The 14,483-nt window shown below is 64.7% G+C and carries 12 protein-coding genes and 1 pseudogene; 2 read left to right on the forward strand and 11 right to left on the reverse strand.

All coding sequences use genetic code 11. From position 1 onward, the window contains the following. Window positions 1-406 precede the first annotated feature (406 nt). The 5 genes from AADZ78_RS21430 to AADZ78_RS21450 are packed head-to-tail and all read right to left on the reverse strand — an operon-like array spanning window position 407 to window position 5,069. On the reverse strand, window positions 407-976 hold the full coding sequence (locus tag AADZ78_RS21430) for a K(+)-transporting ATPase subunit C (protein ID WP_085253385.1): 570 nt from the start codon (window positions 974-976) through the stop codon (window positions 407-409). Beyond that, complete coding sequence (gene kdpB / locus AADZ78_RS21435; RefSeq protein WP_085253384.1) at window positions 976-3,105, reverse strand: potassium-transporting ATPase subunit KdpB; 2,130 nt, start codon at window positions 3,103-3,105, stop codon at window positions 976-978. The genes AADZ78_RS21430 and kdpB overlap by 1 nt, the downstream gene beginning before the upstream one ends. Window positions 3,106-3,121: 16 nt before the next feature. Continuing rightward, window positions 3,122-4,834 carry a potassium-transporting ATPase subunit KdpA gene (gene kdpA / locus AADZ78_RS21440; protein ID WP_085253383.1) on the reverse strand — a complete coding sequence of 571 codons (1,713 nt, stop codon included), beginning with the start codon at window positions 4,832-4,834 and terminating at the stop codon, window positions 3,122-3,124. Beyond that, window positions 4,834-4,926 (reverse strand): K(+)-transporting ATPase subunit F, encoded by a 93-nt coding sequence (gene kdpF / locus AADZ78_RS21445; RefSeq protein WP_085253382.1) that lies wholly within the window; start codon window positions 4,924-4,926, stop codon window positions 4,834-4,836. The genes kdpA and kdpF overlap by 1 nt, the downstream gene beginning before the upstream one ends. After that, entirely contained in the window at window positions 4,923-5,069 is a 147-nt protein-coding gene (locus AADZ78_RS21450; RefSeq protein WP_085253381.1) for a potassium transporter Trk, read from the reverse strand. Before AADZ78_RS21450 ends, kdpF begins: the two co-directional genes overlap by 4 nt. 89 nt (window positions 5,070-5,158) lie before the next feature. Here AADZ78_RS21450 and AADZ78_RS21455 point away from each other — a divergent pair. Together AADZ78_RS21455 and AADZ78_RS21460 are read left to right on the forward strand one after the other, a co-directional pair. Next, window positions 5,159-7,814: pseudogene (locus tag AADZ78_RS21455) on the forward strand (DUF4118 domain-containing protein). A 261-nt stretch (window positions 7,815-8,075) separates the two neighbouring features. Further along, on the forward strand, window positions 8,076-8,756 hold the full coding sequence (locus AADZ78_RS21460; RefSeq protein WP_085253379.1) for a response regulator: 681 nt from the start codon (window positions 8,076-8,078) through the stop codon (window positions 8,754-8,756). 53 nt (window positions 8,757-8,809) lie between these two features. On the opposite strand, the gene AADZ78_RS21465 is transcribed toward AADZ78_RS21460, so the two are convergent. The 6 genes from AADZ78_RS21465 to eno all read right to left on the reverse strand — a co-directional run bounded on the left by AADZ78_RS21465 (window position 8,810) and on the right by eno (window position 14,461). Further along, entirely contained in the window at window positions 8,810-9,103 is a 294-nt protein-coding gene (locus AADZ78_RS21465) for a hypothetical protein (RefSeq protein WP_139829087.1), read from the reverse strand. 420 nt (window positions 9,104-9,523) lie between these two features. Beyond that, the gene (locus tag AADZ78_RS21470; protein WP_204903344.1) at window positions 9,524-10,747 is read right to left on the reverse strand and encodes an IS110 family transposase; all 1,224 of its coding nucleotides are present in this window, start codon (window positions 10,745-10,747) and stop codon (window positions 9,524-9,526) included. A 325-nt stretch (window positions 10,748-11,072) separates the two neighbouring features. Continuing rightward, window positions 11,073-12,020, reverse strand: a complete 948-nt coding sequence (locus tag AADZ78_RS21475) for a Ppx/GppA phosphatase family protein (RefSeq protein ID WP_085250947.1) — start codon at window positions 12,018-12,020, stop codon at window positions 11,073-11,075. Then, window positions 12,011-12,502 carry a DUF501 domain-containing protein gene (locus AADZ78_RS21480; protein WP_085250946.1) on the reverse strand — a complete coding sequence of 164 codons (492 nt, stop codon included), beginning with the start codon at window positions 12,500-12,502 and terminating at the stop codon, window positions 12,011-12,013. Before AADZ78_RS21480 ends, AADZ78_RS21475 begins: the two co-directional genes overlap by 10 nt. After that, the gene (locus AADZ78_RS21485; RefSeq protein WP_085250945.1) at window positions 12,495-13,160 is read right to left on the reverse strand and encodes an FtsB family cell division protein; all 666 of its coding nucleotides are present in this window, start codon (window positions 13,158-13,160) and stop codon (window positions 12,495-12,497) included. The genes AADZ78_RS21480 and AADZ78_RS21485 overlap by 8 nt, the downstream gene beginning before the upstream one ends. A gap of 11 nt (window positions 13,161-13,171) precedes the next feature. Continuing rightward, a complete protein-coding gene (gene eno, locus AADZ78_RS21490) occupies window positions 13,172-14,461 on the reverse strand; it encodes a phosphopyruvate hydratase (protein WP_085250944.1) in 1,290 nt (429 codons plus the stop codon). Between the last annotated feature and the right edge of the window lie 22 nt (window positions 14,462-14,483).

Consider the following 14,483-nt stretch of genomic DNA (forward strand, 5'->3'; position numbering starts at 1 on the left):
TCGGTCGCATCGCAGCGTCACAACAGTCACATGTGTCGCTGCGCCCGGTGACACACCCGATGTGCCCGGCTGTGAGCGACAATCGCCTGAGCTGCGGTGTTGTGCCCACGTTGGTGGTGGCCGTGCGGGTTTCGCGGTGGCGTTGACCTGCACAAACCGCGTTGTCGCTCTTAGGTGGGCAGCGAGACCATAGCCTCCGGCACAGGCCAGAGTTGCAGATGTGACTACAGAGCAATACAGACAGCCAGAGCAGAACCTCGCGCCAAAATTTGAGTCCTGGTGCGCGCCACCGCAGTTCGGAGTAGCCGCGATTCGGTATCTTCTTCGCGTCCAGGTGCTCCGGAACGACCAGCCCACCATGAAGCCTCCAGCGGCGCGGGTTTCAACCTGGCGCGACGCTCGCCTGTCAGAGGCGATCCAGCGCAAGGTTCAGTTCGAGCACGTTGACCGCGGGCTCGCCGAGGAAGCCGAGACCACGTCCGTCGGTGTGGTCGTCGATCAGCCTTTGCACCTGTCGGATCGAGACGTGGCGCGCCCGCGCCACCCGCGGTGCCTGCAGCTTGGCGTTGGCCACGGAGATGGCGGGGTCGAGCCCGGAACCCGAGCCGGTGACCGCGTCGACCGGAACCAACGTGTCCGCCGGCAGGTTGTTTTCCCTGCGATAGACGTTGACCCGTTCGGCAACGGCCTGCAGCAGCTTGTCGTTCGTCGGTCCGAGGTTCGAGCCGGAACTCGCCGCGCTGTCGTAACCGTCGCCTGCCGATGAGGGGCGGGGGTGGAAGTACTTCGCGTCGGCGAACTGCTGGCCTATCTGGGCGGAGCCGACGACTTTTCCGTCCCGCTCGAGCAGCGAGCCGTTCGCCTTGTCGTGGAACAACAGTTGCCCGACACCGGTCACGACGAGTGGATACACGATGCCGGTGATCGCGGTGAATACCAGCAACATGACAAGCGCGGGCAGTAGTTGACGACGCATCAGGACACTCCCAAGACGACGATGACCAGATCGACCAGTTTGATGCCGATGAACGGAACGACCAGACCACCCAGGCCGTAGATCAGCAGGTTGCGCCGGAGCATCGCCGACGCGCTTTCCGCCCGAAATCGCACGCCACGCAACGCCAGCGGGATCAAGGCGACGATCACGAGGGCGTTGAAGATGACCGCCGACAAAATCGCCGAGCGCGGCGAGTGCAGCGCCATGACGTTCAGCTTGTCGAGCACCGGAAACAGGCCCGCGAACATGGCCGGGATGATCGCGAAGTATTTCGCGACATCGTTGGCGATGGAGAACGTGGTCAGCGCGCCCCTCGTGATGAGCAGCTGCTTGCCGATCTCCACGACCTCAATGAGTTTCGTCGGATCAGAATCCAGATCGACCATGTTGCCGGCTTCGCGGGCGGCCTGGGTACCGGTGTTCATCGCCACCCCCACGTCGGCTTGCGCGAGCGCGGGGGCGTCGTTGGTGCCGTCACCCGTCATCGCGACCAGCCGACCGCCCTGCTGCTCGCGCTTGATGAGCTCAAGCTTGTCCTCGGGCGTGGCCTCGGCCAGGAAGTCGTCGACACCGGCCTCCTCGGCGATCGCCTTGGCGGTCGCCGGGTTGTCGCCGGTGATCATCACGGTGCGAATGCTCATGCGGCGCATTTCGTCGAAGCGTTCCCGCATGCCCGCCTTGACGATGTCCTTCAGGTGGACGACGCCGATGGCCCGGGCATTGCAGCTATCGGTCCATTCCGCAACGACCAAGGGCGTCCCGCCGCCTGAGCTGATGCCGTCAACGATCGCCCCCACCTCGTCGGTGGGATGGCCGCCGTGATCGCGAACCCACTTCATCACCGCCGCCGCGGCGCCTTTGCGGATTCTGCGGATGCCTTGATGAGGTAGGTCTTCGGCGAGATCGACTCCGGACATCCGGGTTTCGGCCGTGAACGGGACGAACGTCGCGTGCCGCATCACGCCCTCGTCACGAGCACGCAGCCCGAACTCGTTCTTGGCAAGCACGACGATCGAGCGGCCCTCTGGCGTTTCGTCAGCCAGGCTCGACAACTGGGCGGCGTCGGCGACCTGCTCGGCGCTCACACCGTTGATCGGCACGAACTCGGTGGCCTGCCGATTACCGAGGGTGATGGTGCCCGTCTTGTCCAGCAGCAGCGTGTTCACGTCGCCCGCGGCTTCCACCGCCCGCCCCGACGTTGCCAACACGTTGTGTTGCACCAGCCGGTCCATCCCGGCAATACCGATCGCGGACAGCAGCGCACCGATCGTGGTCGGGATGAGGCACACCAGCAACGCGACCAGCACGATCACCTTCTGTCCCCCGCCCGAGTAGATGGCAAACGGCTGCAGCGTCACCACCGCGAGCATGAAGATGATCGTCAGCCCGGCTAGCAGAATGTTCAGGGCGATCTCGTTCGGAGTCTTCTGCCGCGAGGCGCCCTCGACCAGGGCGATCATTCGGTCGATGAATGTTTCGCCCTGCTTGGCGGTGATCCGGACGACGATCCGATCGGACAGCACCACGGTGCCGCCCGTCACCGCCGAACGGTCGCCGCCCGACTCGCGGATCACCGGGGCCGATTCACCGGTGATCGCCGATTCGTCGACCGACGCAATGCCTTCGATGATCTCGCCGTCCGACGGGATCGTTTCGCCAGCCGATACCTCGACCACGTCATCGAGCTCCAGCCGCGACGAAGGAACCGATTCGATCCCGCCCGACGGCGTACGCCGGTTCGCCATAGTTTCGGACCTGACCTTGCGCAGCGCCCCCGCCTGGGCCTTGCCGCGTCCTTCGGCCATGGCCTCGGCAAAGTTGGCAAACAGGACGGTGAACCAGAGGAATGCGGCAACGAGTCCGTTGAAGACGTTCTCCTGGACGGTCGAGGACGCGAGGTCCCGCAGGAACGCCAGCGTGGTGATCAAGGCGCCGACGAGGACAACGAACATTACGGGGTTGCGCACCTGTACCCGCGGATCTAGCTTGCGCAGGCTCTCAAACAGCGCGGCACCCATGATGCCCGGATCGAAAAGCGAGCGTTTGGCCAGCCGGAGCTGGGGTGCCGGGTCCTCCTCCGCGGTGCCAGGGCGTGCGATGGTCTCCATGTCTATCTCTTGTCTTCTAGACGGCAAGCTGCTCGACGATCGGCCCCAGCGCCAGAGCCGGGAAGAACGTCAGGCCGCCGACGATCAGGATGATTCCGATGACTAAGCCAACAAAGAGCGGCTTGTGCGTCGGGAACGTGGCGGCGGTGACGGGCGTCGTGCCCTTGCGTGCCATGGAGCCAGCGATCGCCAACACCGGAATGATCAGGAAGAACCTACCGATCAACATCGCCAATCCGATCGTGGTGTCGTACCACCAAGTGGACGCGGTGAGACCGGCGAAGGCCGACCCGTTGTTGTTCGATCCCGACGTGAAGGCGTACAGGATCTCCGAAAGACCGTGCGGACCAGGATTATTCAGCGAACGCAGCGCGGACGGGACCAGCACCGTGGCGGCCGCGAAGCTCAGCACGGCGATCGGCATCGCCAGGATGTAGAGCGTGACCAGCTTCATCTCGGTAGCTTGGATCTTCTTGCCGAGATACTCCGGTGTTCGGCCCACCATCAGGCCTGCGATGAACACCGACAGCATCGCCATCATCAGCAGGCCGTTCAACCCGACGCCGGTGCCGCCCGGGCTGACTTCGCCGAGCATCATGTGCGTCATCGGGATCATGCCACCCAGTGGCGTGTAGCTGTCGTGCATCGAGTTGACCGCGCCATTGGAGGTGCCGGTTGTCGTGGCCGCCCACAAGCCGGACGCGCCGGTGCCGAAGCGGACCTCCTTGCCTTCCAAGTTGCCGCCCGACTGATCGATCGTCGTCGCCTGCGTGACCCCGAGCGCGTCCAGCCGCGGGTTCCCATTTCCCTCGAATGTCATTGCAGCGAACGACATTCCGATCCAGATGATGCCCATGATGGCCAGCACCGCCCAGCCCTGACGACGGTCGCGCACCATCCGCCCGAAGGTGAAGCACAACGCGAACGGGATGATCGCGATGGACCACGTCTCGATGAAGTTGCTCAGCGGCGTGTAATTCTCGAACGGGTGAGACGAGTTCACGTTGAAGAACCCGCCGCCGTTGGTGCCTAGCTGCTTGATCGCGACCTGGCTTGCCGCCGGGCCGCCCGGGATGAGCTGGGCGGCACCTTCGATCGTGTTGGCGACGGTGAACCCGTGCAGGTTCTGGATCACGCCCTGGCTGACCAAGAGGACCGCGACCACGAACGACAGCGGAAGCATGATGCGCAGGACGGTGCGGGTCAGGTCCACCCAGAAGTTACCGAGGGTGCTGGCCTGCCGGCGCGCCAGGCCTCTGATCAATGCTGCCATCACGCAGATGCCGACGGACGCCGAGACGAAATTCTGCACCGCCAGCCCGGTCATCTGGGTGAGGTGGCTCATCGTGACTTCACCGCTGTACGACTGCCAGTTGGTGTTGGTGATGAAGCTGACCGCGGTGTTGAAGGCGACGTGATCGGTTACTGCCGGTTTGTCCGTCGGATTGAACGGCAGCACACCCTGCAGCCGCTCGATCCCGTACAGCAGCAGGAAGGACATAACACTGAACGCAAGCACGGAGAAGGCATAGGTGGTCCACCGTTGCTCGCTGGCAGGATCGACTCGGCACAGCTTGTAGATTCCGCGCTCGATCGGTCCGAACACGCGATCGCCTGGCGTCTTGGCGTCGTCGCCGTAGATCTTGGCCATGTAGCAGCCCAACGGCGGCGCGGTGAGCAGAAGCACCGCGACCAGCACCGCGAACTGCAACCAGTTAGGTCCGGACATCAGAACCTTTCCGGGAATAGCAACGCCGCGAATAGGAATGCCGCCAACGCCACCGCGATCACGACTCCGACGATGTTGTCGACCGTATTCATCGTTGTTCGGCTGCGTCTCGCGTCAGTTCGACCGTCGTTCCACCGATTTCGTCGTGGCGAATGATCCGTTCACAGCCACGGATGTAGAGCACGCATAGCCCGAAAAACGCCAGCACGATGAGCACCAACACAAGGTCGGCCATTTGAGTCCTCTCGATTCTTGAGCGCCACGACCGCAGCGCATCGATAGCCCAGCAGGATGGTAGTTGCCGTACCCCAGACGAAGGGGGTCGTGACGTTACTCTCGGTTGATCTTTGCGCGATCTTTACGCCTTATCAGTGAATTTGGCTCCGGCTCGACCAGGCGGTGGATGATTGCACATGTGACCACCGACGAACGGCCTGCGCGAAGGGCGGTAGACACCGAATACAAGAAAAAGCGTGGGCAATTGCGGATTTATCTGGGCGCAGCTCCCGGCGTGGGCAAGACGTACGCCATGCTCGGTGAGGCGCACCGGAGGCTGGAACGCAGCACCGACGTGGTCGCCGCCGTCGTCGAGACACACGGGCGCAGCAAGACTGCGGTACTACTCGAGGGCATCGAGATAATCCCGCCGCGCTACATCGAATATCGGGGCACCGCGTTTCCCGAAATCGATGTCGAGGCAGTGTTGCGACGTCAACCCCAGGTGGTACTGGTCGACGAGCTCGCCCACACCAACACGCCTGGCAGCAAGCACCCCAAGCGCTGGCAGGACGTCGAGGAGATCCTCAACGCCGGCATCACGGTCATCTCTACGGTCAACATCCAGCACCTGGAGAGCCTGAACGATGTCGTGGAGCAAATCACCGGCATCGAGCAGAAGGAGAAAATCCCTGACGAGATCGTCCGCGCAGCCGATCAGGTTGAGCTGGTCGATATCACGCCGGAAGCGTTGCGGCGCAGGCTTGCTCACGGCAACGTTTACGCGGCGGAGCGGGTAGATGCGGCGCTGTCGAACTACTTCCGCACGGGCAATTTGACCGCGCTGCGCGAGATCGCGCTGCTGTGGCTGGCCGACCAGGTTGATGCGGCCTTGGAGAAGTACCGTGCAGACAAGAAGATCACCGCCACCTGGGAGGCGCGCGAACGCGTCGTCGTCGCGGTGACCGGCGGCCCGGAGTCGGAGACGTTGGTGCGACGGGCATCGCGGATCGCGTCGAAGTCCAGCGCCGAGCTGATGGTGGTTCATGTTGTCCGTGGCGACGGCCTCTCAGGGGTGTCCGGGTCACAGATGGGCAAGGTGCGCGAGCTGGCTGCGAGCCTCGGTGCGACCGTCCACACCGTGGTCGGTGATGACGTGCCCAGCGCGCTGTTGGACTTCGCTCGCGAGATGAACGCCACGCAGCTCGTCGTCGGCACCTCGCGGCGGTCGCGCTGGGCACGCCTGTTCGACGAGGGGATCGGTGCCCGGACCGTCCAGGAGTCGGGCACCATCGACGTCCATATGGTCACCCATCCGGTGGCCAGCAGGGCTTCCGGGTGGTCGCGGATCTCGCCGCGCGAGAGGCATATTGCGTCGTGGCTGGCTGCGCTGGTGGTGCCCTCCGCGATCTGCGCCGTGACGGTGGCATGGCTCGACAGGTTCATGGGCATCGGCGGCGAGAGTGCGGTGTTCTTCGTCGGCGTGCTGATCGTGGCGCTGCTGGGCGGCGTCGCCCCCGCAGCTTTGTCGGCCGTGCTGTCGGGCTTACTGCTGAACTACTTCCTGACCGATCCCCGCTACACCTGGACAATCGCCGAGCCGGACGCCGCCGTCACCGAATTCGTGTTGCTCGCGGTGGCCGTCGCGGTGGCGGGTTTGGTGGACGGGGCGGCCAAACGAACACGCGAGGCCCGGCGTGCATCCCAGGAGGCCGAGCTGCTGGCACTGTTCGCCGGTTCGGTATTGCGCGACGCGGACCTTGGCACCCTGCTACAGCGGGTCCGCGAGGCGTATTCCCAACGGGCCGTGAGCATGCTGCGCGTCCGGGAGGGCGAATCGGACGGCGAAATCGTGGCGTGTGTCGGGACAGATCCATGCCTGGACGTTGACTCCGCCGACACCGCGATCGAAGTCGGTGACGACGAATTCTGGATGCTGATGGCGGGCCGCAAGTTGGCCGCCCGCGACCGCCGGGTGCTGACCGCGGTGTCCAAGCAGGCCGCGGGCCTGGTCCGGCAGCGCGAGCTGGCCGAAGAGGCCAGTAACACCGAGGCCATCGTGCGGGCCGACGAGCTGCGGCGGTCCCTGCTCTCCGCGGTCAGCCATGACCTGCGCACACCGCTGGCCGCGGCCAAGGTCGCGGTATCAAGCTTGCGCGCCGAAGACGTCGCCTTCTCTGCCGACGACACCGCCGAATTGCTGGCCACCATCGAGGAGTCCATCGACCAGCTCACCGCCCTGGTCGGCAACCTACTCGACTCGTCGCGGTTGGCCGCCGGCGTGATCCGCCCGGACCTGCGCCGGGTGTATCTGGAGGAGACGGTGCAACGCGCGTTGGTCAGCATCGGTAAGGGCGCCACCGGCTTCTACCGATCCGCCATCGACCGGGTCAAGGTTGACGCCGGTGACGCCGTTGTGATGGCCGACGCCGGGCTGCTCGAACGGGTACTGGCCAATCTGATCGACAACGCGCTGAGATACGCGCCCGACAGCGTGGTCCGGGTCAACGCGGGGCAGGTGGGCGATCGCGTGCTGATCAACGTCATCGACGAAGGCCCTGGGGTTCCGCACGGGACCGACGATCAGCTCTTCGAGCCCTTCCAGCGACTGGGTGATCACGACAACACCACCGGTGTCGGTCTGGGGATGTCGGTGGCACGCGGCTTCGTCGAGGCGATGGGCGGCTCCATTGCGGCCAGCGACACGCCAGGGGGCGGACTTACCGTCGTAGTGGATCTGGCCGCACCGGAGCGCCGCGAATGACCCGCGCCAGCGACGATGCAGAGCGAAGCGATGAGGAGGAGCGGCGCGAATGACCCGCGCCAGCGACGATGCAGAGCGAAGCGATGAGGAGGAGCGGCGCGAATGACCCGCGCCAGCGACGATGCAGAGCGAAGCGATGAGGAGGAGCGGCGCGAATGACCCGCGCCAGCGACGATGCAGAGCGAAGCGATGAGGAGGAGCGGCGCGAATGACCCGCGCCAGCGACGATGCAGAGCGAAGCGATGAGGAGGAGCGGCGCGAATGACTAGGGTGTTGGTCATCGATGACGAGCCGCAAATCCTGCGCGCGTTACGAATCAACCTATCCGTGCGTGGCTACGAGGTCGTCACCGCGTCCACCGGTATCGGCGCGCTGCGCGCCGCTACCGAGCACAAACCCGACGTGGTGATCCTCGACCTTGGCCTGCCCGACATCTCGGGGATCGAGGTGCTGGCCGGCTTGCGCGGCTGGCTGACCGCGCCGGTGATCGTGTTGTCGGCACGCACCGATTCGTCGGACAAAGTGCAAGCGTTGGATGCGGGCGCCGATGACTATGTGACGAAACCGTTTGGCATGGACGAATTTCTGGCTCGATTGCGCGCCGCGGTGCGGCGTACCACGGCGGCCTCCGAGCTGGACCAGCCGGTGATCGAAACCGACTCGTTCACCGTTGATCTGTCGGCCAAGAAGGTCACCAAAGACGGCGCAGAGGTACATCTGACCCCGACCGAATGGGGCATGCTCGAGGTGCTGGTCCGCAACCGAGGCAAGTTGGTCGGCCGCGCGGAGCTACTCAAAGAGGTGTGGGGACCGGCGTATGCCACCGAAACCCATTACCTACGAGTGTATCTGGCGCAGCTGCGACGCAAACTCGAGGATGACCCGTCGCATCCCAAGCACCTGTTGACCGAGTCCGGTATGGGCTACCGCTTCGAGGCGTGAATCACATCTGCCACACGCGTATCGGCTCGGAGGGGACACACTCACTGCCCACCTCACCGCGACAACTTCGCCACAGCACGCAAAGCGAGCACGCGTTGGTGGATTCGATATTCAGTAGATCGTGGCACGTAGCCGGGCCCGTATCGGCCGCGGCCGAGCCGATACACCCTCCCCCGCTCAACCTCCCAACGCAGCGCATCCGAAATGGCCTTCGAAGCCCGGCCCTGGACCTGAAACCCATGCCAGTTGAGCGCACTGATCAGTTCCGCGATCGTCGCGGGCCCGTGCAGGGCCAACTGGTGCGTGAGAACGTAGCGAAGCTCAATTCCACTTAGTTGCTTACCCATTGGTGAATCGTCGCAAGCAGGTCTGACATCCACCGACGTTGTCGCTGTGAGACATCCCAGCGTTGGAAGAGTCAAGCGCCGGCGGGTTGTCGGTTGGGCCGCAACCGGCAAACCGGGCACTGGAGACGCATCTGCAACGATAATCGTCAACCCCAAGCCGAAAGCAGCACAAGCGATCTCGATCTCCCTTGCCCTGAACAGCATGCGCCGAACGGCGCCGCCGTCAAGGCCCTACGGCCGCTACGCGGTCGGGCTGCGCCCGAACCTTGACCCCGACGCCGACTTCGACGCCCGCCCAGCCAGGACCAGGAAGCTTCAAAACAAGCAAAAACAAACGCAGCCGTGGGGTCTTGACCGCGCGGCCCTCTGCTTCGGGAATGACCTGCAGAAACCCCAGTTGTCGCGGGTACGTTGGAAGAGTCAAGCGGCGGTGAGTTGTCGGTGGGCCCAGGCGGTGTCTTCGTTGTAGAGGGTTTGGTGACGTAGACAACCGTGCAGGATGCCCACGAGGCGGTTACCCAAGGCCCGTAGGGCTTGGTGGTGGGTGTCGCCGGCGGCGCGGTGTTGGTCGTAGTAGGCGCGCACACCGGGACTGCATTGCAGGGCGGCGAACGCCCAGCGGTCGATGGCGTCGTAGAGGCGGTCGTTGCGGACGTAGCGGGCCCGCACGAGTTTTTGTCTTCCCGACGCGACGGTCAACGGTGATGTGCCGGCGTAGTTTTTGCGAGACTTGGCGGTGGTGTAGCGGTTCGGGGCGTCCCCGAACTCACCGAGCACCCGGGCGCTGAGGATGACACCAAGTCCTGGCAGGGAGCGGTAGATGTCGGCGTCCGGGTGCTTTTCACAATGCTCAGCCAGCGTGGTTTCCAACTGGCTGATCTGATCGGTGAGTTCGATCAGCACGTTGACGGTGGCGCTGGTGATGGCGCCGTAGGCCTGTGTGACGGCCTCGGGGGCGGCCAGTTGCTCGGTGCGCAGGGCCGCTTGGATCTGGCGAGCGCGTTCGTCGATGTTGCGTTGGCGCCCACCGGCTTTAAGCGCCGATCCGATTTTGCTAAGACTCAACCGGGCACCTTGTGTGGGGGTGGGAGCTCGGCCCAGCACTGCCAGCGCGTCGCGGTCGCGATCCCGGTCGCCCAGACTGGGCAACGCTTCTAGGGCCGCCGGATAGTACTGCAACAAGTTGGCGCGCAGTGTGGCCGACTGGCGCGCCCGCGTCCAGATCAGGCCCTGATGGGCACGGGCCAGCACCTGGATCGCGTCGCCCTGCGAACTATCGGCGCTAAGTGGGCGGTGGTTGTGGCGGTCGGTGCGGACCAGATCGGCCAGTAACTTCGCATCAGCGGCGTCGGATTTCGCGCCCGAAACCCCATGGCGGTCCCGGTACCGGGCCACCGACCTCGGATTGACCGCGTACACCTGATAACCGGCCGCGACCAGCGCACCCACCCACACGCCGCGGTCGGTCTCGATCCCGATGATCACCTCGCCGGGATCGTCGGCATGCTCGGCGAGCAACTCGTGGAACTGCCCGATCCCGGTCAACCCCTCAGGTAATCGCGTTGCGGCCAAACGTGCGCCAGCCTCGTCCATCAGATACACGTCGTGATGGTCTTGGGCCCAGTCATCGCCAACAAACAACATCACCTCACCACCTTCTCCTCACTGGATCGAACTACTCTTTGTTCGAGCCTGAAGCCACCCGGCTGCGGCCTAATGGTCCAGTGCTCGCATGGCACAACATCCCAGTAGCGCTACAACTGACCCACGACCGGACCGGGGCAACGGTCTACGCCGAAGGAATCAATCGTTCCTGGTGGGCAATAGTGCTCACCGGCCGGCGGCTCACCAATCAGCCTCGCCGATGACCATCCATAAAGCACGGTCAACGACTTACAGCCGATCCATTCCCATTAGGTGGGCAGCGAGTGTGTCCCCTCCGAGCCGATACGCGTGTGGCAGATGTGACTCACGTGACAATCGAAAGCACGATCCCGTCCAGGATGTCGTGTTCGCTTACGGTCAGCTCGTTGATTCCGGCCCGGGTGCGCAGCTCGCGAGCCACCTCCTCGACCACGATCGCACCGCCGCCGATCACGTCGGCCCGGCCCTCATGCATTGGTGGCAGCGCGGCCCGCTGGGAGCGCGTCATGCCGATCAACATGTCACAGACCGCCAGCAGATCGCTGCCTGCGACACGCGAAAGATGAATGGCCGCAGCGTCATACACGGTCATATTGTGTGCCAGCGCGGACAGCGTGGTCATCGTCCCGGCAAGCCCGACCCAGGTCCGCGCCCGCTCGACGGGAACCACACGCAGTGCGGCCTCAAGCTTGTCGCCGACCACCTGCCGCGCTGCCGCCACTTCGTCCGGTGTCGGCGGGTCGGAATGCAAACAGCGTTCGGTCAACCGGACACAGCCGATGTCAGCCGAATAGCTGGCTACGACCTCCGTGCCGCCGAGCACGATCTCGGTTGAACCACCACCCAGGTCCACGACAACGAAAGGCCCACGGGCGCTTTCTAATTCGCTAACCGCTCCGCGGAAGGAAAGCGCGGCCTCCTCGGCGCCGCTGATCACCTCCGCTACCGAACCAGGGATCACGGCGCCCAGCACATCGGCCGTCATCGCAAAGAACACATCGCGGTTGCCGACATCGCGGGCGGCCGACGTGGCGACCATTCGCACCCGTTCAACGCTGTGAACCTTCAGCAACTCGGCGTAGTCAGCCAACGCGTCCCGGGTCCGAGCAATCGCCTCGGGCGCGAACTGACCCGTTGCGTCGACCCCCTGACCCAGCCGCACAATGCGAGTTTCACGATGCACGTCACGCAGTTGCTCGCCCGCCGTATCGGCGATCAACAACCGAATCGAGTTGGTACCGCAGTCAATCGCGGCGACCCGCCTTACGCCCATTCGCCAGCCACCAACGTCGCGGCCATTTCCTGCTCGGCGGCCAGCACCGCCAGCGCCTCGTCACCAAGCGGGTTCACCCCGGGACCTTTGGCCAATGAATGCGCGATCAGCACGTGCAAGCACTTGACCCGGTCGGGCATGCCACCGGCGGAAACTGTAGTCCCCAGTGGCTCGATTGCGTCGCGCTCGGCCAGATACGACTCGTGCGCTCGTCGATACGCGGCGGCCAGCTCCGGCTCGCGGTGCAGCCGCTCGGTCATCTCGCGCATCAGGCCGGTGGTCTCCAATCTGCTTGCGGCCGAGGTCAACACCGGATGGGTCAGGTAGTACAACGTCGGAAACGGGGTGCCGTCAGGAAGTTTCGGCGCTGTCTTCACCACTCCGGGTTCGCCGTTGGGGCATCGGTAGGCGATCTCAAGCACACCGCGGGGTTCACGGCCGAGCTGGCGCGCAACCGTTTCCAGGTCGACAGGATCAACCACCGGGCGCCGTCGGGTTGGATGAGGGCGGCGGCACCGGAACGGAAGGCTCGGCATCCGGCGCGGGCGGCGCTGCTGGTGGCAGGTGTGGTTTGTCGGCGATCGTGTGCCACAGCGAGGTGTACCAGGGTTCGTTGCGGGCAGACGTCGCCGATTCGGCGCCTGGCTGTGGGGTCGCCACCGCCGTTGGTGGCAGCTGGACCTGGAACGGGATGTCCCCGGGTTTCACGAAGCCGAGGCGCTCGCGGGCTTGGGCCGCGACATACGCGGGGTCGGCCAGCTGGCTCTTGCGCTGCTCAAGGTCTGCGATTTGGCGGCGCAACGCGGCTTCGGTTGCCGACAGCTGTTCCATTTCGGTGTGCTGTGCAAAGTAGGTACGTACCGGCCCGGCGATGGTCAGCGTCAGCACGCAGATAACCGCGGCGAGTACCGCCGCTCGCCGAGCAGTGAACCCCAGCCGCTGTTCGGACCGCTGCTCGACCGATTCGGTGAACGATCGCTTGATGGGTTCGACGACATGCTCATGCAGCGTTCGCGCGGTGGTGCGGTTCGCGTGCGGCGCAGGAGACGGTTTGGTGATACGACGGCCCCGACCCGAGTCGCCGGCTTTCCCGGGACGCGATGCCGGGGAGCGTCGCTTCGGATCGGGCTTGGCGGCCAATCTATTTCAACCTATTTTGAGTCCACCGCGTAGCGCGGGAATGCCAGATCTCCGGCGTAGCGTGCCGCGTCGCCCAGCGCTTCCTCGATGCGCAGCAACTGGTTGTATTTGGCGACGCGTTCGCTGCGGGCCGGCGCGCCCGTCTTGATTTGTCCACTGCCCACGGCCACCGCCAGATCAGCGATGATGGTGTCCTCCGTCTCGCCGCTGCGGTGGCTCATCATCGTGCGGTATCCGCTGTGGTGAGCCAGCGTGACCGCGTCGAGTGTCTCGGTCAACGTCCCGATCTGGTTTACCTTGACCAGCAACGCGTTTGCGACGCCTCGCTCGATCCCCTCCTCGAGGCGCTCGGGATTGGTCACGAAGATGTCGTCGCCGACAATTTGCACCCGGTCGCCGATCCCTGCCGTCAATGCCGCCCAACCGTCCCAATCGTCTTCGGACAGTGGGTCTTCGATGGACACCAGTGGGTAGGAATCGAGCAATCCGGCGTAGAACTCCGTCATTTTCTCGGCGGTGCGAGTCGCCCCCTCGAAGGTGTAACCGGTGCCGTCGGTGTAGAACTCGGTGGCCGCCGCGTCGAGGGCTAACGCCACCTCGACGCCGGGTCGCAAGCCCGCCGACTCAATGGCCCGGCTGATCAGATCCAGTGCCGCGGTGGTGCCGGCCACGTCCGGGGCGAAGCCGCCTTCATCGCCCAGACCCGTAGAGAGCCCCTGCTTCTTCAGGACCGACTTAAGCGCGTGGTACACCTCGGCGCCCCAGCGCAGCGCCTCGCCAAAGCTGGGCGCGCCGATTGGCGCCACCATGAATTCCTGGATGTCCACGGCGGTGTCGGCGTGTGCGCCGCCGTTGAGGATGTTCATCATCGGCACCGGCAGAATGTGGGCGTTGGGCCCGCCGACATAGCGAAACAGCGGCAGCTCTGCCGAATCCGCGGCCGCCTTGGCCACCGCCAGCGAGACACCCAGGATCGCGTTGCCGCCGAGCCGGGACTTGTCGGGGGTGCCGTCGAGGTCTACCAGCGCCTGGTCGACCAAGCGCTGATCGTCGGCGCTGAGCCCAATGACGGCGGGGCCGATCTCGTCAAGCACGGCTTGGACGGCCGTTTTTACGCCTTTGCCGCCGTAACGGTCGCCGCCGTCGCGCAATTCGACGGCCTCGTGCTCGCCGGTTGACGCGCCCGAAGGCACCGCAGCGCGAGCGAATGTTCCATCGGATAGCGCCACCTCGACCTCGACCGTCGGGTTGCCGCGCGAATCGAGGATCTCGCGGGCCCCGACCTGCTCGATAATCGGCACTGGGTTCTCCTTTGCGTCCTAG

The sequence above is a fragment of the Mycobacterium riyadhense genome (assembly GCF_963853645.1).
Lineage (GTDB): Bacteria > Actinomycetota > Actinomycetes > Mycobacteriales > Mycobacteriaceae > Mycobacterium > Mycobacterium riyadhense.